This is a genomic window from Streptomyces platensis, from assembly GCF_008704855.1.
In the GTDB taxonomy this organism is placed as follows: domain Bacteria; phylum Actinomycetota; class Actinomycetes; order Streptomycetales; family Streptomycetaceae; genus Streptomyces; species Streptomyces platensis.
In genome coordinates this window covers 5,806,887-5,824,860 of the sequence record NZ_CP023691.1, presented here as the reverse complement: position 1 = coordinate 5,824,860, position 17,974 = coordinate 5,806,887, and the positions used below count along the sequence as shown (strand labels likewise).

General features: G+C 71.0%; 16 protein-coding genes and 2 tRNA genes. 8 read left to right on the top strand and 10 right to left on the bottom strand.

The window, feature by feature from the left end:
* Positions 1-128 precede the first annotated feature (128 nt).
* Complete coding sequence (locus tag CP981_RS25920) at positions 129-452, top strand: DMT family transporter (RefSeq protein ID WP_085922813.1); 324 nt, start codon at positions 129-131, stop codon at positions 450-452.
* Between the two features lie 121 nt (positions 453-573).
* On the opposite strand, the gene CP981_RS25915 is transcribed toward CP981_RS25920, so the two are convergent.
* Entirely contained in the window at positions 574-1,302 is a 729-nt protein-coding gene (locus CP981_RS25915; RefSeq protein ID WP_085922812.1) for a TetR/AcrR family transcriptional regulator, read from the bottom strand.
* A 177-nt stretch (positions 1,303-1,479) separates the two neighbouring features.
* Between CP981_RS25915 and hisN the strand changes: the two genes are divergently transcribed.
* On the top strand, positions 1,480-2,283 hold the full coding sequence (gene hisN / locus CP981_RS25910) for a histidinol-phosphatase (protein WP_085922811.1): 804 nt from the start codon (positions 1,480-1,482) through the stop codon (positions 2,281-2,283).
* 150 nt (positions 2,284-2,433) lie between these two features.
* Entirely contained in the window at positions 2,434-2,835 is a 402-nt protein-coding gene (locus tag CP981_RS25905; RefSeq protein ID WP_085923005.1) for a CBS domain-containing protein, read from the top strand.
* Between the two features lie 166 nt (positions 2,836-3,001).
* Here the strand turns inward: CP981_RS25905 and CP981_RS25900 are convergent, their stop codons facing one another.
* Positions 3,002-4,465, bottom strand: a complete 1,464-nt coding sequence (locus CP981_RS25900; protein ID WP_085922810.1) for a catalase — start codon at positions 4,463-4,465, stop codon at positions 3,002-3,004.
* Positions 4,466-4,625: 160 nt separating this feature from the next.
* On the opposite strand from CP981_RS25900, the gene CP981_RS25895 reads away from it, so the two are divergent.
* The 4 genes from CP981_RS25895 to CP981_RS25880 all read left to right on the top strand — a co-directional run bounded on the left by CP981_RS25895 (position 4,626) and on the right by CP981_RS25880 (position 8,263).
* On the top strand, positions 4,626-5,045 hold the full coding sequence (locus CP981_RS25895; RefSeq protein WP_085922809.1) for a Fur family transcriptional regulator: 420 nt from the start codon (positions 4,626-4,628) through the stop codon (positions 5,043-5,045).
* 300 nt (positions 5,046-5,345) lie between these two features.
* On the top strand, positions 5,346-6,197 hold the full coding sequence (locus CP981_RS25890; RefSeq protein ID WP_425282163.1) for an ABC transporter ATP-binding protein: 852 nt from the start codon (positions 5,346-5,348) through the stop codon (positions 6,195-6,197).
* Positions 6,194-7,084, top strand: a complete 891-nt coding sequence (locus CP981_RS25885; protein ID WP_085922808.1) for an ABC transporter permease — start codon at positions 6,194-6,196, stop codon at positions 7,082-7,084. Before CP981_RS25890 ends, CP981_RS25885 begins: the two co-directional genes overlap by 4 nt.
* 48 nt (positions 7,085-7,132) lie before the next feature.
* Entirely contained in the window at positions 7,133-8,263 is a 1,131-nt protein-coding gene (locus tag CP981_RS25880) for an ABC transporter substrate-binding protein (RefSeq protein ID WP_085922807.1), read from the top strand.
* A gap of 49 nt (positions 8,264-8,312) precedes the next feature.
* Here the strand turns inward: CP981_RS25880 and CP981_RS25875 are convergent.
* From CP981_RS25875 to CP981_RS25860, 4 genes are all read right to left on the bottom strand, one after another.
* Positions 8,313-8,386: transfer RNA gene (locus tag CP981_RS25875), tRNA-Met, on the bottom strand.
* Positions 8,387-8,502: 116 nt separating this feature from the next.
* Positions 8,503-10,344: a tetratricopeptide repeat protein gene (locus CP981_RS25870; protein ID WP_425282162.1), complete on the bottom strand. Its 1,842-nt coding sequence runs from the start codon at positions 10,342-10,344 to the stop codon at positions 8,503-8,505.
* Positions 10,345-10,580: 236 nt separating this feature from the next.
* Positions 10,581-10,654 (bottom strand) — tRNA-Met (locus CP981_RS25865).
* 110 nt (positions 10,655-10,764) lie between these two features.
* Positions 10,765-13,572 (bottom strand): UPF0182 family membrane protein, encoded by a 2,808-nt coding sequence (locus CP981_RS25860; RefSeq protein ID WP_085922805.1) that lies wholly within the window; start codon positions 13,570-13,572, stop codon positions 10,765-10,767.
* A 214-nt stretch (positions 13,573-13,786) separates the two neighbouring features.
* Between CP981_RS25860 and CP981_RS25855 the strand changes: the two genes are divergently transcribed.
* Positions 13,787-14,341, top strand: a complete 555-nt coding sequence (locus tag CP981_RS25855) for a PPA1309 family protein (protein ID WP_085922804.1) — start codon at positions 13,787-13,789, stop codon at positions 14,339-14,341.
* A 76-nt stretch (positions 14,342-14,417) separates the two neighbouring features.
* Here CP981_RS25855 and CP981_RS25850 read toward each other — a convergent pair whose 3' ends face one another.
* The 4 genes from CP981_RS25850 to CP981_RS25835 form a co-directional block, all read right to left on the bottom strand.
* Positions 14,418-15,515, bottom strand: a complete 1,098-nt coding sequence (locus CP981_RS25850) for a YlbL family protein (protein WP_085922803.1) — start codon at positions 15,513-15,515, stop codon at positions 14,418-14,420.
* Positions 15,516-15,651: 136 nt separating this feature from the next.
* Positions 15,652-15,834: a hypothetical protein gene (locus tag CP981_RS25845; RefSeq protein ID WP_042148404.1), complete on the bottom strand. Its 183-nt coding sequence runs from the start codon at positions 15,832-15,834 to the stop codon at positions 15,652-15,654.
* A gap of 277 nt (positions 15,835-16,111) precedes the next feature.
* Positions 16,112-16,591, bottom strand: coding sequence for a molybdenum cofactor biosynthesis protein MoaE (locus CP981_RS25840; protein ID WP_190839442.1), 480 nt, complete (start codon positions 16,589-16,591; stop codon positions 16,112-16,114).
* Between the two features lie 103 nt (positions 16,592-16,694).
* Positions 16,695-17,846, bottom strand: a complete 1,152-nt coding sequence (locus tag CP981_RS25835; protein ID WP_085922801.1) for an SDR family oxidoreductase — start codon at positions 17,844-17,846, stop codon at positions 16,695-16,697.
* Positions 17,847-17,974: the final 128 nt, after the last annotated feature.

The following is a 17,974-nucleotide window of genomic DNA, read 5'->3' as shown; positions in this document are numbered from 1 at the left end:
TGGTCCATCACGCCCTGACCGCCCGAACGGGGCCGTAAGGAGTCATTCTGACGCCCCGTCGCCGTTCACCTGAGACAGGCCCTGGGTCGGTCCGCCGGACAGGCCCTGGCTGACGGAGGCAATGGGACATGGCGTGGCTGCTGGTCGTGGTGGCGGGGATCCTGGAGACCGGCTTCGCGGTCTGCCTCAAGCTTTCGCACGGCTTCACCCGCCTGTTCCCGACCATCGCGTTCGCCGCCTTCGCCCTCGGCAGCTTCGGTCTGCTGACGCTGGCGCTGCGCCGGCTCGACGTCGGCCCGGCGTATGCGGTGTGGACCGGTATCGGTGCGGCCGGTACGGCGATCTACGGCATGGTCTTCCTCGGCGATGTGGTCTCCACCCTGAAGATCGTCTCCATCACGATGGTCATCGCCGGGGTGGTCGGACTCCAGCTGTCGGGCTCCGCACACTGAACCGGCACCCCGCCCGCCGTCCAGCGTCCCGGGCCCTCGCCCGCCCACCGTCCTGCCCCTCACCCGCCCGCCGTTCGCCGCCCCCGGTCCTCGCCCACGCGCACGCCGGGCTGACGCCTCGTCAGCAGCGCTCCCCCGGCTGCGCGTCGGCCGGCATCCGGGCGAAGGCGCCCCGTACGAGCCGGGACACCGCCTCCGTCTCCAGATCCCGGCGCGCCCGCCGGGCCGGTACGCGCCCCGCGGGCGGTGCCGCCCTGGGCGTCACGGGCGCGACCACACAGGCCAGGGTCAGCCGCGCCGCGGTCTCGCAGGCGGTGCACAGGGCGGGCAGCTCTTCCTCGGGCCAGTCGGGTCGCAGCGCCGCGACCGCCTGGTCGCAGAAGCGGCCGACGAGCTCGGCCGGGCCGGGCAGCGGCCCTTCGCCCGACGGCGCGGTCCGCTGGGCGGGTATGCCCGGCCGGTGGGCTGGTGGCGGCGCGGCGCCGGCAACCGCGGGGGCCGGCAGCCGGTCGCTCCAGCACCCGGTCAGTACGGCCCTGACCAGGGGGTTGGCGCGCGCGGTCCGCAGCGTCCAGGCGGCCGCGGCCGCCACCCGGCCCGCCGCGTCGCGTCTGGCGCCGGCGGCCGGGGAGCCCTGGGACAGCGCCCGCGCGACCCCGGCGAGGTAGTTGTCGGTCTCCCGGCGGACGAGGGCCCGGGCCAGCCCCTCCTTGCTGCCGAACTCGTTGTAGAGCGTCTGCCGGGACACCCCGGCCGCGGCCGCGACATCGACCATCCGCACGGCCGTCCAGGCCCGCTCCGTCAGCGCCGTGTAGGCGGCGTCCAGCAAGGATTCACGCGCTGCGGGCATCCGTCGCCTCCCCGGCCGCCGGCCCCGGGTAGCCGGTGTGCGGCACAGAATTGACGCACCGCCAGATGCTGTCAAGGGTGGCCGCAGCGGGGGCGCAACGGCGGCGCGTGGGCCGCCACACGCCGGGTGGCGCACGGCCGTGTGGCTCCGGCGTATACCAATGGATACTGTTCGCACATGCCCGACTATCACGATGATCTTCGCCTCGGCCATGTACTCGCGGACGCCGCGGACGCCGCCACCATGGAGCGCTTCAAGGCCCTCGACCTCAAGGTCGAGACCAAACCGGACATGACACCGGTGAGTGAGGCGGACAAGGCCGCCGAAGAGCTGATCCGCGGCCAGCTCCAGCGGGCCCGGCCACGGGACGCGGTGCTCGGCGAGGAGTTCGGCAGCGAGGGCGCGGGGCCGCGCCGCTGGGTCATCGACCCGATCGACGGCACGAAGAACTATGTCCGCGGGGTCCCGGTCTGGGCGACGCTGATCGCGCTGATGGAGCGCGGAGAAGGCGGTGACCGCCCGGTGGTCGGCATCGTCTCGGCACCGGCGCTCAACCGCCGCTGGTGGGCCGCCGACGGCCTGGGCGCCTTCACCGGCCGCAGCCTGACCTCCGCGACCCGGCTCCAGGTCTCCCAGGTCGGCCGCATCCAGGACGCCTCGTTCGCGTACTCGTCGCTGACCGGCTGGGAGGAGCGCGGCAAGCTGCCCAGCTTCCTCGATCTGAGCCGGGACTGCTGGCGCACCCGGGGCTATGGGGACTTCTGGCCGTACATGATGATCGCCGAGGGTTCGGTGGACATCTGCGCGGAGCCGGAGCTGTCGCTGTGGGACATGGCGGCCTGCGCGGTGGTCGTGAAGGAGGCCGGCGGACAGTTCACCGGCCTGGACGGCAAGCCGGGCCCGCACAGCGGTAACGCGGCGGCCTCGAACGGTCTGCTGCACGAGGATCTGCTGGGTTATCTCGGCGACTCCCCGCACTGACCTGCGGCGGGGCGCACATTCGAACAACCGTCCAACAGTTGCCCCTTGTTGCCTCGGCGGAGGCATGTGAACATGAGAATCCCCCACTTTGTGAACTTGTGAATCCCTTCGCAAGCACATTCACCAAGGAGGTGGCTCCACTCCATGCCCATGTTCGTCAAAGACGCCATGAGCACGGTGGTCCTCACCATCGGGCCCGCTCACACCCTCCGCCAGGCGGCGCAGCTGATGGCGGCCCGCCGCCTCGGCGCGGCCGTGGTCCTCGACAACGACAACAGCGGCATCGGCATCCTCACCGAGCGCGACATCCTCAACTCCCTCGGCGCGGGCGAGAACCCCGACCGCGAGACCGCCCAGACCCATACGACCTCGGACGTGGTCTTCGCCGCTCCGGACTGGACCCTCGACAATGCCGCGGACGCCATGGTGCGCGGCGGCTTCCGCCATCTGATCGTGCTCAACGACCAGGAACCGGTCGGCGTGGTCTCCGTACGCGACATCATCCGCTGCTGGTCGACCGCCACGGAACGAGCCCGCCCCGTACCCGCCTGACGCACACACGGCTCCGGACGCCATCCCCCCGGAGCCGCAACACGAAGAGGCCGAAGCCCACTGGCATCCGGCCTCTTCGCTTATATACGGCAGCGACAGTTGAGCAACCCCCACGGCGGGTCACCACCTCCGCGAAAGCGGCGGCGGCTCAGCCGCACAGGGGTGTTCAGCCGCGCAGGGCCTGGACCGCGGTTTCCAGTCGCTTGCCGTAGTCCGCGTCCGCCTTGCGGAAGTTCTCGATCGCCCGCTGGGCGATGTCGTCGCGGGAGACCTGGGCGATGAAGCCCGCCAGGTTGTCGATCAGGCGCTCCTTCTCGTCCTCCGCCATCAGGCGGTAGAGGGTGCCGGCCTGGACGAAGTCGTCGTCCTCCGCGTGCGAGGGCGCGACATGCTCGCCGGTGGGGCCGGTCACGGCGGCCGGCTGCCACAGCGGACGGCCGGTCTCGACCGGGCCGCCGAAGCTGTTGGGCTCGTAGTTCTTCTGTCCGGCGTGCCGGCCGTCGTAGAGCGCGCCGTCCCGGCCGTGGCTGCGCGCCTCGGTGGCGTGCGGGCGGTTCACCGGCAGGTGGTCGGCGTTGATGCCGACGCGGTAGCGGTGGGCGTCGCCGTACGCGAAGAGACGGCCCTGGAGCATCTTGTCGGGGGACGGGCCGATGCCCGGCACGAAGTGGTGCGGGGAGAAGATCGACTGCTCGACCTCGGCGAAGATGTTCTGCGGGTTGCGGTTGAGCTCCAGCTTGCCGATCTCGATCGGCGGGTAGTCCTCGTGCGGCCAGACCTTGGTCAGGTCGAAGGGGTTGAAGCGGTAGGTGGCCGCCTCGGCCGCGGGCATGATCTGCACCTGGACGGTCCAGCTCGGGAAGTCACCGCGCTCGATGGACTCGCGCAGATCGCGCTGGTGGCTGTCCGGGTCGAGGCCGGAGGTCTCGGCCGCCTCGGAGGTGGTGAGGTTCTTGATGCCCTGGTCGGTCTTGAAGTGGTACTTGACCCAGAAGACCTCGCCGGCCTCGTTGTTCCACTGGAAGGTGTGCGAGCCGTAGCCGTTCATGTGGCGGTAGGACGCGGGGATGCCGCGGTCGCCGAACAGCCAGGTGACCTGGTGGGTGGCCTCGGGCGACAGGCCCCAGAAGTCCCAGACGTTGTCCGCCTCCTGTGAGCCGGTGTACGGGTCGCGCTTCTGGGTGTGGATGAAGTCCGGGAACTTGATGGCGTCCTTGATGAAGAACACCGGGGTGTTGTTGCCGACGAGGTCGTAGTTGCCCTCTTCGGTGTAGAACTTCAGCGCGAAGCCGCGCGGGTCACGCACCGCGTCGGCGGAGCCGAGGTTGCCCGCGACGGTGGAGAAGCGCAGGAACGTCTCGGTCTGCTTGCCGACCTCGGAGAGGAACGCGGCGCGGGTGTACCGGGTCACGTCCGCGGTGACCGTGAAGGTGCCGTACGCACCGGCGCCGCGGGCGTGCACGATGCGCTCCGGGATGCGCTCCCGGTTGAAGTGCGCGAGCTTCTCGATCAGGAGCTGGTCCTGGATGAGGCCGGGTCCGCCGATGCCCGCCGTCTCGCTGTTCTGATTGTCCCCGACCGGAGCTCCGGACTCCGTGGTCAGCGGTCCAGTGGTGCTCTCTACCGACACGTGCGCCTCCTGAAAAGTCTTCTCCACCTGCCCTTGGCTTGCGCCGATCACGATCCTACATTGGACAATGTCTAAGTCAAGAAGGATATGAAACTCGTACACGGTCCGGTGATGGATCCCCACTGCTACCCTGGGTCTATCTGACTGATAGGTGAATGGCATGAGTGACCTGCTTGAACGGCTCCGGGGACGCGGCTGGCGGCTGACCGCGCAGCGACGCGTCGTCGCCGAGGTCCTCGACGGGGACCACGTCCACTACACCGCCGACGAAGTGCACGCGCGGGCAACCGCCCGGCTGCCCGAGATCTCCCGCGCGACGGTCTACAACACCCTGGGCGAGCTGGTGTCGCTCGGCGAGGTGCTCGAAGTGAGCACCGACGGCCGGGCCAAGCGCTACGACCCCAATGCCCACCACGAGCACCAGCACCTGGTCTGCTCGCAGTGCGGCACGATCCGGGACGTCCACGTCCAGGGCGACCCGCTGTCCGCCCTGCCCGAGCCGGAGCGCTACGGCTTCCAGGTATCCGAGGTCACCGTGACCTACCGGGGCATCTGCCCCACGTGCAGCGCCTCGTCCTGACGCCCCGGGGGGCCGGTCTCCGTCCGGGCCGATCCCGCGCCTGATCGCCTCATACGCACCACCGAGCCCGCGCCCACCCGGTCGCGGGCTCCTTCGCATGCCCGGCCGGCCCGCCGCCCGCACGCTCGCCCTTCCCCCTCCGCGCCTCCCCACACCGCACAACCATGCCCGCACGCCCCTTGCCCGAATCTGACGCACCGTCATATCGTCGGCGGGCCGCGCTTTCCGGCCACCGGGCCCCACAGGCCCCGGGCCGCGCACCACGGCGGCACCCTGTCCGCACTCCGCAAGGAGCCCCCCGTGGGAGAGCCGCCCCCGTCATCCGCGCCCCACCACCCGGCCGCCGCCCCCGCCACTCCACCCGCCCTGCGCGCCCGCGCCCTGGCCCGCTCCTTCGGCCGCGGCCGCAAGGCGCTGGCCGCCCTCGGCCCCGTCGATACCGAGATCGCGCCGGGCGAATGCGTCTGCGTCGTCGGCCCCTCCGGCTGCGGGAAGTCGACCCTGCTGCGCATCGCCGCCGGGCTGCTGCGCCCCAGTGCGGGCGAACTGGAACTCCGGGTGAGCGCCGGCCGCCCGGCCGCGATGATCTTCCAGGACTACGGCATCTACGACTGGAAGACGGTGCTGGGCAATGTCCGCTTCGGCCTCGATCTCCAGCGCGTTCCCCGTAGGGAGGCCGATGAACGGGCCCGCTCGTGGCTCGCCCGTATGGGACTCGCCGACTTCGCCGGTGCCTACCCGGCCACGCTCTCCGGCGGTATGCGCCAGCGCGTCGCCCTGGCCCGCGCCCTCGCCGTGGACCCCGGGATCCTGCTGATGGACGAGCCGTTCGCGGCCCTCGACGCCCAGCTGCGCACGGTCCTCCAGGACGAACTGCTCGACCTCACCCAGACCACCCGCACCACCACCCTCTTCATCACCCACAGCCTCGAAGAGGCCCTGGTCCTGGGTGACCGGGTCCTGGTGATGTCCGCCCGCCCCGGCCGGATCATCGCCGAACGCCGCCCGCCGTTCGGCCGCCCGCGCACCGGCGAGGTCCGCGCCACCCCCGAATTCACCGCCCTCAAGGCGGAGTTGTGGCAGCTGCTGCGTGAGGAGGTCGACCGGGGCGGCCCCGCGCACCGCACCACCGAGGGGGCCGTCCCCGCATGACCGCCGCCCTGCCCCGGCCCGGCCACGAGGACGACCGGCCGGCCGCGGCCGACCGCCTCCTCGTCCGCCGCCCCGGCCCCCGGGAACTGCGCCCCGGACGCACCCACCGCCGCCGGCGCACCCTGGAGATCTCGCTGGCCGCCGCCGTACCGCTGCTGCTCGTGCTGCTGTGGCAGCTGGCCGCCGACCGGTCCTGGCTCGACGCCCGCATCTACCCCGCCCCGTCGACGATCCTGGCCGACGGCTGGGACCGCGCCCTGGCCGGCGAGCTGTGGCCGGATGTCGGGGCCACGCTCCGGCGCGTCCTGGCCGGCTATGCCGCCGGGACCGTCGCCGGCTATCTCCTGGGCCTGCTGATGGGCTCACTGTCACTCGTACGGGCCGCCCTCGAACCCCTCCTGGACGCCCTGTACGTGGTCCCCAAGCTGGCCCTGCTGCCGGTCTTCCTCAACATGTTCGGGCTCGGCGAGGGCCCGCAGGTCGCCCTGGTCGCCACCACCGTCTTCTTCTTCGTCTGGATCTCGACCATGGCGGCAGTACTGGCCATCCCCTCCGGCCACCGCGACGCCGGCCAGGTCTTCGGCGCGGGCCCCTGGCAGATGTTCCGGCACGTCCTGCTGCCCGCCTCGCTGCCCGCCGTCCTCGTGGGCGCCCGGATCGCCGCGGGCGTGGCCGTCCTGGTCATCGTCGCCTCGGAACAGATCGCCGCCACCGACGGCCTCGGGCATCTGATCTTCGACTCCCGCGCCCTGTTCCAGAACGACGTGATGTTCGTCGGCATCGTCTGTGTGGCCGTCCTCGGTGTGCTCTTCTCCGAGCTCGTACGGCTGGCCGGGCGCTTCCTCACCCCCTGGGCACCCCGCGACCGAGGCCGCCCCCGGAGCTGATCCCGCACCGCCCTGTCCGCCCGGACGCCGCCCCCGTACGGAGGTCCCATGCGCATCCGCACCACCACTGCCGCGCTGATCGCCGCACTCGCCCTCGGCGCCGGCTGCGCCGCCCCCGACGACCACCCGACCGCCGCCCGGCCCCGCACCATCAAGCCCGTCGCGGGCTGCGGCCCGGCCGCCTGGACCGACCCCGCCGACCTCGCCCCGGACCGCGCACCGGCCCGCTGCGCCAAGGGCGCCCCCGCGCCGCGCCCGCTCGCGAAGCGCCGCACGCTCACGGTCGCCACCGGCACCCTCAGCGCCGAATACGTGGCCCCGCTGCGCCTGGCCCTCGCCAGGGGCGAGTTCAAGAAGGAGGGCCTGGACGTCCGGCTGAAGGTGCTGCCCACCCCGGAGGCGCTGCCGCTGCTGGCCAAGGGCGAACTGGACGCCCTGTGGGCGGCCCCCGAGGCCGCCGTCGTCAACGGCGTCCACGGCGGCTTCGACCTCCGCTGGGTGGCCGGCAACTTCTCCCCCGCCCCGAAGTCCCGGAGCGGCCTGTGGGTGCGCCTCAAGAACGGGGAGCACGCCTCTTCGGTCTCCCTGGAGGGGACGAAGCTGGGCACCATGATCGGAAAAGGCTCCGTGATCATGTATCCGATGGCCCGGATCTTCGCCGGACACGGCGCCCGCCTGGACTCCATCGCCTTCCAGCAGCTCGGCTCCGCCGACGTCCTGACCGCCCTGACCGGCGGCGGGGTGGACTCCGCCTGGCTGCTCGACCCGGTCTGGCGGCGGGTCGACGGCGAGGGGAAATACGCCTTCCTCGGCGGCCAGCCCCGCGGCGAACCGCTCGGCGGCGCCCTCTACGGCCCGACACTGCTCCAGCGGGACCCGGACGCCGGTGTCGCCTTCCTGCGCGCCTACCTCCGCACGGTCAACACCTACTTCACCGGCGACTACAAGGCCGACCGGGCCTTCGTCGCCGAGCTGGCGACGCTGCTGGACGTCGACGCGAAGATCCTGACCTCGGTGCCCTCGCTCCGGATGGACTGGGAGATCCGAAAGGGCACCACGGACCGGCTCCAGAAGGCCTACCGCGACGCCGGCGTCATCAAAGGCGCACCGCTGCCGGAGAACCGGCTCGTCGACCGCAGCCTGTACGCGGAGGCGGTCGGCCACCGGCTCCGGAGATGAGCACGACGAAGGCCCGGATTCTCAGAGAATCCGGGCCTTCGTCTTTGAGTAGCGGGGACAGGATTTGAACCTGCGACCTCTGGGTTATGAGCCCAGCGAGCTACCGAGCTGCTCCACCCCGCGCCGTTGTGTTCCACACTCTAACCCCGGCCCGACGACCAGCGCAAATTCCTTCCGGCGGGCCCGGGACCGGCCACTGTGGGCCGGGTCCCGGGCTTCCGGACACCTCTTGCCGCCCGCTATGCGCTGAGCTCCTCCTGGAGCGCCGTACGCAGCCGCGCCGCACGCTCCGCCACCTCCGGCGGGCCCAGCTCCACGGCGTGCGCACACCAGCTCTGCGCCTCCGCGAGCGCACCGCGCCGGGCGGCGAGCAGCGCCAGCCGGAGCGCCGCCCGGCCGTGCCCGGCCTCGGCGGCGCGCTGCCACCACAGGGCGGCCTCCGGGAGGCTGCCCTCACGGGCCAGCAGCAGCCCGAGGTTGAAGGCGCCGTTACGGCTCCCGGCCTCGGCCGCCGCGCGGTACCACTCGGCGGCCTCGACGGCCTCCCCGCGAGCCGCCGCGAACATGCCAACTCGGACCTGGGCGCGACGGTGCCCCTGGCGGGCGGCCCGCTCGTACCACTGCACGCTCTCGTCGTCCGCCGCGCGCTCCCCGTCCGCCAGACCCTCGCCCGCGGCCGCCGCCTGGCGGTCGAGGAGGTCGGCGAGCCGGAAGGCCGCCTCGGCGCTGCCGCCGCCGGCCGCACAGCGCAGATTCCGCTCCGCGTCCTGGAGCTCACCGTCCCGCAGCTGCACGATGGCGACCTGAAGCGCCGCCTCGGTGTGCCCGGCCGCGGCCGCCCGCTCGTACCAGGTGTGCGCCGTACGCTCCGCACCCCGCCCGGCGAAGAGGATGCCGAGGTTGAACGCGGCGTCCACACTGCCCGCCTCGGCCGCTTTGGAGAACCACGGCTCGGCCCCGGCGGCGTCGCCGCGCTGGAGCAGCAGGATGGCCAGCGCGTTGGCGGCCTCGCGGTGCCCGGCGTAGGCGGCCCGGCGGTACCACTGCTCGCCGCGCCCCTCCCGGCCCTGCTCGGCGCACAGCAGCCCGATGTTGTAGGCGCCGTTGACGTCCCCGGCATCCAGGGCGACGCGGTACCAGCGCTCGGCGGTCTGCAGCTCACCGCGGTCGGCGTGCAGCGCCCCGAGGGCATTGGCAGCGTTGCCATCGCCGTCCTGGGCGGCGCGCCGCCACCATTCCGCGGCGCTCTCCTCGTCCCCCGCGTCGCGCAGCAGGAAGCCCAGCGCACAGGCGGCGCGCGCCTCCCCGTCCTTGGCAGCGGACAGATACCAGCGCCCCGCCTCCTGGACGTCACCACGCTCCTCCAGCAGCGCGCCCAGCTGGAGCGCGGCCCGCCGGTGGCCGCGCGCGGCGGCCTGGCGGTACCACTGCTCGGCCTCCTCCTGCTGCTTCAGCTCCCCGTACGCGGGGACGGTGCGGTGGTCCGCGTCGCGCCCGTCCTCGATGAGCCGGGCCAGGCGGTACGCGGCCTCACGGTGGCCCCGCTCGGCGGCCGTACGGAACCAGCGCTCGGCGCCGATGTCACCGCGGTGCTCCAGGAGATCGGCGAGGGCGTAGGCACCCAGGCAGTGGCCGGACTCGGCGGACTGGCGCAGCCAGTACTCGGCGGCCGGCTCGTCACCGCGCTCGCGGTAGTAACGCCCGAGGGCGTGCGCCGCGGCGGCGGAACCGGCCACGGCGGCGATCCGCCACCAGCCGGCCGCCTCGTCCCCGTAGCCCCGCTGGTGGAGCAGCACGCCCAGGTTGTTGGCCGCGGCGCGGTCCCCGGCGGCGGCCGCGGACCGCAGATGCGGCTCGGCGCCGTCGAGGTCACCGCGGCGCAGCAGCATCGCGCCGAGCGCGCTCATCGCGGCGGTGTCGCCCGCCTCGGCGGCCCGGCGGTGGCCGGACTCGGTCACGGCATCGGACGCCTCGGCGGCCTCGGCGGCCTCCATCGCGTCCATTTGCAGGTCGGATTCGCGCCCGTCGTCGGGCGCATGCACAAACCGGTCCGTCTCCAACAACCTTGCCTTGTCCCCCATAAGACCCATCGTCGCATCACCTGTAACCCGCGTACACCTGGTATACCGCAGCCAGTGAGGTCACTTCAGCGGTTTGTCGACTTCCCGACACGACGACTTGGCAAACTCAAGCACACAGCTTCCCCACATGGGTTGTACGACCCGGCCTTTGCCCGGGATCCACCGGAACACATGACGATCGCCCGTACACATGACGAAGGCCCGGATCCTTGAGGATCCGGGCCTTCGTCTTTCAGTAGCGGGGACAGGATTTGAACCTGCGACCTCTGGGTTATGAGCCCAGCGAGCTACCGAGCTGCTCCACCCCGCGTCGTTGTGATCTCAAGGTATCACGGTGGCGGACGGCCCCCGCACCGACGCGGCCCTGTGACCACCGGTTCGCACCGGCGGCCACAGGGCCCTAAGAGACGGGCGGCCGGCTCAGCTGCCCGGCTTGCCGCCCTTCTCGGACGCCTTCGCCGCCCGGTCCAGCGCCGCCTTCAGCTTCTTCTGGGCCTCGCCGTAGCCGGCCCAGTCGCCTCCGGCGCGCGCCTTCTCGCCCTCCTCGTAGGCCTTCTGCGCGTCGGCGAGGGCCTGCTGCACCGTCTGGTCGGACGGTGGCTGCCCGGTGTCGCCGCCGCCGGGCGGCTGCTCCGTGCCCGTACTGGGCGCCTTCTTGCCGAAGACCACGTCCAGCGCGTCCTTGAGGGAGTCCTCCAGGACGGGCTTGTTGTCGCCGTAGCTGACCAACACCTTCTTCAGAAGCGGGTAGTTGGTGTTGGCACCGCGCAGATACACCGGTTCGACATAGAGCAGTCCGCCGTCCAGTGGCACGGTCAGCAGATTGCCGTACTCGATCTCCGAGTCGCCGAACTTCTTGAGGATGTTCAGCTCATTGGCGATGACCGGATCGGAGTTGAACTTCGACTGCACCAGCTGCGGACCGGGCACCGGCGTCTCCGACGGCAGCTTCAGCAATCTGATCTTGCCGTATTCGCCGCTGGTCGCATTGGCGTCGACGGCCATGAACGCACCGAGGTTGTCGCGCTTGTTGGGCGTGAAGGTCGTCGTCAGCGAGAACGCGCGGTTCTTCTGGTCCGGCATCTTCATGCTCAGGTAGTACGGCGGAACCGCGTTGCCCGACTTGGTCGTCGGGTCGTTCGGGATCTGCCAGCGCTCGGAGCCCGTGTAGAAGGTGCCCGGGTCCGTGACGTGGTACGTGGTCAGCAGCTGGCGCTGCACCTTGAAGAGGTCCTGCGGGTAGCGCAGATGCTCCTTGAGCGCCGGGCTTATGGCGCTCTTCTTCTCGACCGTGCCGGGGAAGGACTTCATCCAGGTCTTGAGGACCGGGTCCTTGTCGTCCCACTGGTAGAGCTTCACCGAACCGTCGTAGGCATCCACCGTCGCCTTGACGGAGTTGCGGATGTAGTTGACCTGGTTCTGCTGGGCCACCACCGCCCGCTGGCCGTCGGTGAGCGAATCGGCCGTGCTGTCGCCGAGCGTGGTGCGCGAGGCGTACGGATAGCCGTTGCTGGTGGTGTAGGCGTCCACGATCCACTTGATCCGGCCGTCGATGACCGCCGGGTAGGCGTCGCCGTCGATGGTCAGCCAGGGGGCGACGGATTCGACGCGCTCCTTGGGCGTGCGGTTGTACAGGATCCGCGAGCCGTCGCCGATCGCGCCGGAGTAGAGGATCTGCGGCTCCCCGAACGCCACCGCGTACGCGGCACGGTTGACCGGGTTCCCGAGGTTGACACCGCTCTTGCCCTGGTAGCTGTAGCTCTTCTCGCCGCTGTCGTCGGAGTAGTCCAGTTCCTTCTGCGGACCGCCGACGATGGAGTACTGCGAGGTCTTCTCGCCGTAGTACACCCGCTGCTGGTACTTGCCGAGCTGCCCCTTGGCCGGCAGATCCGACTCCGTGTACTTCGGACCGCCGCCGTCGGAGGCCTCCGTCCCCTTGGCCGCGACCGCGCCGTAGCCGTGGGTGTACTTGAAGTGGTCGTTGATCCAGTTGCGCTCGGGGATACCGGCGATGTTCAGCTCACGCAGACCGATGACGGTGTCCTGCTCGGCGCCGTCCTCGTCCTTGTAGCGGTCGACGTCCAGGGTGGAGGGGAACTGGTAGTACCCCCGCACCTGCTGCTGTTGCTGGAAGGCCGGCGAGACCACGTTCGGGTCGAGCAGCCGCATGCTGGCCGTGGTGTCGGCGTTGTCGCGCAGCCGCTGGCTGTCCGCCTTGCCGGTGGGCCGGTAGTCGCCCTTGTACGGCGTGACCTCGGAATCCTGGATGTCGTACGCGTCCCGGGTCGCCTTGATGTTCTGCTTGATGTACGGCGCTTCCTTGGCCTGCTCGTTCGGCTGGACCTGGAACTTCTGCACGATCGCCGGATACAGCCCGCCGATGAGGACCGCCGAGAGCACCATCAGGCCGAAGCCGATCACCGGCAGCTGCCAGGTCCGCCGCCAGAGGGTGGCGAAGAACAGCACCGCGCAGATCGCCGCGATGAAGAACAGGATGGTCTTCGCCGGGAGATAGGCGTTGGCGTCGACATACCGCAGGCCCGTCCAGTTGTCGGCCGACTTCAGGCCGCTGGACTTCACCGCGAGGCCGTACCGGTCGAGCCAGTAGGCGATCGCCTTGAGCGAGACGAAGATGCCCAGCAGCACCGACAGATGGCCGGTCGCCGCCGCCGTCGCCCGCGAACCGGGGCTGGTCAGCCGCAGCCCGCCGTAGAGGTAGTGCGTCAGCGCCGCGGCGACCAGACACAGCACCGCGCAGGCGAAGCCGAAGCTCAACAGGAAGCGGTACCAGGGCAGATCGAAGGCGTAGAACGCGACGTCCATCCCGAACTGCGGGTCCTTCTTGCCGAAGGGGACGCCGTTGACCCACTGGAGCCAGGTGCGCCACTCGCCGGAGGCGGAGGCGCCGGCGATCAGCCCGATCACCGCCGTGATCGCGATCAGCGCCCACTTCTTGAACGGCGCGATGCTCATCCGGTAGCGGTCCAGGCTCTGCTGCTCCATGGACATCGCGCTCAGCGGCGGCCGCAGCCGGTGCGCCAGCCAGATGTTGACGCCGACGGCCGCGGCCATCACCACGCCGAAGGAGAAGAACAGACCGATCTTGGTCAACAGGGTGGTCGTGAAGACCGAGGAGTACTTGACCGATCGATACCAGAGCCAATCCGTCCAAAACCCCGCAAACATTACGAAGAGCATGGCCAGTACGGCCAGCACACCCAATGTCATGAGCAGGGTCCGGATCCGCCGCGATGGTCGGCCGACTCTGATCCGTGGCCCTGTCGGGCCTCCGCCGCGGTCCGGCATCTGGAAAGCCAAGGTGCGCACCTCGAAGTTCGCTGTCGTGTGGAGCAGGCCCGGCGATAGTAGGACCCACCGATGCAACTTACGAAGGCTTTACTCAGTTCCCGCTTTCCGGGGTACACAAGGCACGATGTTGAGCATGACCAACCTCCCCGTTGACGGCACCCCCCTCGCCGCCGACCCCCTGACCCGCGCGGTGCTCGAGATCGACGAGTACAGCGCCGGGCTCGGCTGGGATCAGCCGGCCCGACTGTTCGCCCTCGTCGACACCGCCAAGCTGCGTGCGCAGGAGCCCTCGCTCGCCGCCCAGCTCGGTATCGACGACTCCACCACCACGTCCCTGACCCCCGTGGAGCAGGACGAGATCCCGGCGGGCGTCCCGCTGGACGAGTTCCTGGCCACCATCGCCTGGCCGGATGCCGTCACCGGCTGTGCGCTGACCGTCGAGCGGCTGATGCTGCCGCCGTCCGCCGAGGACTCCGAGCCCGCGGGCATGGACGAGGCGCAGCTCGCCAAGTGGGTCGCCAAGCACCCGGACCGCCAGGAGGTCCGGATGACCGTGGCCGTGCTGCGGGACGGCCGCCGCGAGTCGGCACTGCGGCTGCGCGAGAAGGACTCCACGTCCGAGGTGCTCACCGGCTCGGCGCTGGTGCCGGGCCTGGCGGAAGCGCTGGCCGCGACCTTCGAGGCCTGACCGCGGCGTCCCGGGCCCCTCCCCGGGCCGGACGGCTGGCGTCCGGCTCCGGGGGCCCGGGCGGGCCGGCGCCCCCCTAGGCCCGGCCGGCCGGGCCGCAGCTCGGCAGGCCGGCGGTGTCGCCCTTGCGGATCTTCTCCAGCGCCTTGACGGCGTCGCCTATGGTGCCGACCTTGACCAGGGTCAACCCCTTCGGGGTGTCCTTGGCCGCCGCGGCGCAGTTCTCCTTGGGCGTCAGGAAGAACTCCGCGCCCTTGTCTCGCGCACCGACCGTCTTCATCGCGATGCCACCGATCGGGCCGACCTTGCCCTTGTCGTCGATGGTGCCCGTACCGGCCACGAATTTGCCGCCGGTCATGTCCCCGGGCGTGAGCTTGTCGACGATGCCGAGCGCGAACATCAGCCCGGCGCTCGGGCCGCCGACATCGGCCAGCTTGACGTCGATGGGGAACGGGAAGGTGTGATCCACACCGGCCTGGATGCCCACGATGGCACGGCCGTCGTCCGCCTTCTGCGTGCTGATCGTGATCTGCTTCGCGCCGGTCACGGCCTTCTTGCCCTGCTTCTCCGCCGCCGCGGCCGCCTTGGCGGGGATGATCGTGAAGACGACCTTCTCGCCCGGCTTGTGCCGGGTGACGAACTTGGCGACATCGCCGGTCTGCTTGACCGCCGTGCCGTCCACGGCCTTGATCACATCGCCCGCGTGCAGCCGGCCGTCGGCGGGCTTGTCCTTGACGACGGAGCCGACGACGGTCTGGGCGGCGACCGGGAGGTGCAGCTGCTTGAGGGCAGCGGCCTTGGCGCTCTCCTGGGACTGGCTGAACTCCTCGGCGTTCTCCTGGTCGGCCTGCTCGGCCGTCTGCCCCTCGGGGTAGAGCGTCTTGTGCGGCACCACGGCGTTGTCGTGGCCGAGCCAGCCGTACACCGCCTCGAAGAGGTTCATGCGGTAGTCGGGGCCGGTGACCCGGACGGTGGTCATGTTGAGATGACCCGTCGTCGGATAGGTCTTGTGCCGGGAGATCTGCAGCACCGGCTCGCCGTCGTGATCACCAAGGGTGTTGACCGTCGGCCCCGGAGACATCTCGGCGTACGGCACGGGGATCAGCACCCCTGCGCAGAGCAGCGCGATCAACATCAGGATCGAGGCGAGCAGCGTCGCGGTGCGGCGTGGCATGGAACGACAGTACGGGACGGGTATGACAACCGGCCCGCGGGGCCGTCCGTACGGGGCCGGGCACCCGCCCGCAGAAAAGCGCCACCCCGGAGAGTGGCGCCTTCTTCCGCTGCTTCCGCGGAGAAACGGCGAAGGTTCAGACCGGATCCGAGGCGGGCTCGGAAACGGAATGCTCCTTTTCCATGGCGTCCCGGAACCGGGCATAGCCCGCGAGTTCTGCCACGTCCCCGGTCTTGCGGTTCCGCATGGTCCAGCTGCTCCACACCGCGGCAATCAGCCCGGCGCCGACCGGAATCAGCAACCAGAGGAGCGCACCCATCAGCGACCTCCCAACCCCTTGTAGGACCGCGATCGACGAATAAGCAGATTAACCATCTGCTGGGTCAACGCTTATGCCAGGGGGCGGGTTACGCAACCGGAACACATGGCACCGGTTCGGCCTCACGTTCGGAGTTCACCGTCCCGTGACTCCGGGCCAATGCCCCCGCCCCGTCTGCTCTGTCGACTGCCCGGAGAACGCGCGATTACGCACCTGAAATCGGGCCACGCGCCGACCCTCCCGCCCGTCGCCCGACCTCCACCCCCAGAAGACGGCGCTATGCGCCGACCCATTCTTCGGTTCCATCGGAAAACATTTGGTGCTTCCAGATCGGCACCTCGTGCTTGAGGTCGTCGATCAGTTTGCGGCAGGCCTCGAACGCCTCGCCCCGGTGCGGGCAGGACACCGCGACGACCACGGCCAGATCACCGATGCGCAGATCGCCCACCCGGTGGACGGCGGCCAGCGCACGGACAGGAAAGTCCGCGGTCACCTTTTCGGCGATCCGGCGCATCTCCGCCTCGGCCGTCGGGTGCGCGGAGTAGCCCAGGCCGTCGACGTCGGCGCCGTTGTCGTGCGAGCGGACCGTGCCGACGAACAGGGCCGTGCCGCCGGCGGCCGCGTCGCCCACGGCCGCGAACACCTCGTCCACGGAGAGCGGGGTGTCGCGGATCTCCAGGAGCCGGATCGGGTCCGCCGCGGCCCGCTCACCGGGGTGGTCGCGGCCGGGGGACGAAGGGGAGGGCATGCCAGACATGCCCCCATCGTGCCGCAACCGGGGACGCCACGGGAATGGCCGTTTCCGCCGGTCGTCCGGCCCGCCGTATGGAGACTCCTCCAGCCGGCGGGCCCGGTACGGCTCAGATGCGGCGGCGGGCCTTACGGGCACGCCGCACCAGCGCGGCGGTGCCCAGGAGGGCGACGGTGGCGCCGGCGGCACCCGCGGCCGTGGCGTCCTTGCGGCCGAGCCGGCGGCCGGCGACGGTGTGCCGTCCGGCGACCTCTTCCAGGAGCTCGGCCAGCACCTCCTCGTTCGTCCAGTGGGGCCGCCAGCCCGCATCGTGCAGCCGGCTGCCGCTGACCACCCACGGGTGCATCGTGTACGCGAGGTCCCCGGCGGGCGACGGCGTCAGGCCGATCCGGTGCAGCCGGGCCGCGGCGCCCAGGGCCACCGAGGACGGCAGCTCCATGCGGCGGATGCCGGACAGCTCCTCGACCTCCTCCTGCTCCAGCCAGCCGTCGCAGCCCACCGCCAGCTCGCCGTCGACCTTCTCCAGCGCGGCGTACTCCAGGGCGCTGACCAGGTCCTCGACATGGCAGAACTGCCAGGCGGGGCGGGATCCGGCGACCACCAGGAGGCGGGGCGATTCGAAGTAGCGGGTGAGCGCGGTGTCGGTGCCGCCCACCAGGACGGCGGGGCGCAGCACGGTCACGTTCAGGCCGGGGTGGGCGCGGGGCGCGCGGTGCGCCAGGTGCTCGATCTCCAGCAGGTCGCCGACGCCGGTGGCGTCCGCGGTGGCGCGCAGCTCGGCGTCCTCGGCCAGGGGCACATCGTTGTCGGGCAGCGCCCCGTAGACCATCGCGGAGGTGCACAGCACCACCCGGTGGACGCCGGCGGCCGCGGCGGCGGTGAGCACGGTCTGGGTGCCGCGCACGTTGTAGGCGGTGCGCGCCGCGTCGTCGGTCTCCAGGTCGAGGTCGAGCGCCAGGTGGACGACGACGTCCGCACCACGCAGCTTGTCGGCGATGGCGGGGTCCCGGACGTCGAGGACGTGCCAGTGCGCCTCGGCGACGTCGCCGCGCCGCTCGTCGATGGCCACCACCTCCTTGACCTCGTCGGATGCGACCAGGGCGCGGGTAAGCAGCGCCCCGACCCCGGACGCGGCTCCGGTGACGGCGACGACGGGCCGTCGTAGCGGCCGGTCCGTGGTGCCGTCTGCGCCATTGCCTGCCTTCTCGGTCTGGGCCGCAGCGTTTCGCGCTGCGCGAACGGTCGGATCTGGGGAACTCACCGGGCGTCTCCAGCGGTTGTCTTCAGTGCGAACGTGTGGTCATGCGTACGCACCAGGTGGCGTCCATCCTGCCGCAGCCACCGGGACAGCGAAGCACCGAGCCCCGAAGCGGTCCGGGTGTCTACGCT

Bases quoted from the DNA above. Each gene is read 5' to 3' on its own strand.
- CP981_RS25845 (WP_042148404.1), bottom strand. From the start codon at position 15,834: ATGGGTGCGCTCCTCTGGTTGCTGATTCCGGTCGGCGCCGGGCTGATT.
- CP981_RS25885 (WP_085922808.1), top strand. From the start codon at position 6,194: ATGACCGCCGCCCTGCCCCGGCCCGGCCACGAGGACGACCGGCCGGCC.
- CP981_RS25895 (WP_085922809.1), top strand. From the start codon at position 4,626: ATGAGTGACCTGCTTGAACGGCTCCGGGGACGCGGCTGGCGGCTGACC.
- CP981_RS25870 (WP_425282162.1), bottom strand. From the start codon at position 10,344: ATGGGGGACAAGGCAAGGTTGTTGGAGACGGACCGGTTTGTGCATGCG.
- CP981_RS25850 (WP_085922803.1), bottom strand. From the start codon at position 15,515: ATGCCACGCCGCACCGCGACGCTGCTCGCCTCGATCCTGATGTTGATC.
- CP981_RS25905 (WP_085923005.1), top strand. From the start codon at position 2,434: ATGTTCGTCAAAGACGCCATGAGCACGGTGGTCCTCACCATCGGGCCC.
- hisN (WP_085922811.1), top strand. From the start codon at position 1,480: ATGCCCGACTATCACGATGATCTTCGCCTCGGCCATGTACTCGCGGAC.
- CP981_RS25920 (WP_085922813.1), top strand. From the start codon at position 129: ATGGCGTGGCTGCTGGTCGTGGTGGCGGGGATCCTGGAGACCGGCTTC.
- CP981_RS25855 (WP_085922804.1), top strand. From the start codon at position 13,787: ATGACCAACCTCCCCGTTGACGGCACCCCCCTCGCCGCCGACCCCCTG.
- CP981_RS25915 (WP_085922812.1), bottom strand. From the start codon at position 1,302: ATGCCCGCAGCGCGTGAATCCTTGCTGGACGCCGCCTACACGGCGCTG.
- CP981_RS25840 (WP_190839442.1), bottom strand. From the start codon at position 16,591: ATGTCTGGCATGCCCTCCCCTTCGTCCCCCGGCCGCGACCACCCCGGT.
- CP981_RS25860 (WP_085922805.1), bottom strand. From the start codon at position 13,572: ATGACATTGGGTGTGCTGGCCGTACTGGCCATGCTCTTCGTAATGTTT.
- CP981_RS25880 (WP_085922807.1), top strand. From the start codon at position 7,133: ATGCGCATCCGCACCACCACTGCCGCGCTGATCGCCGCACTCGCCCTC.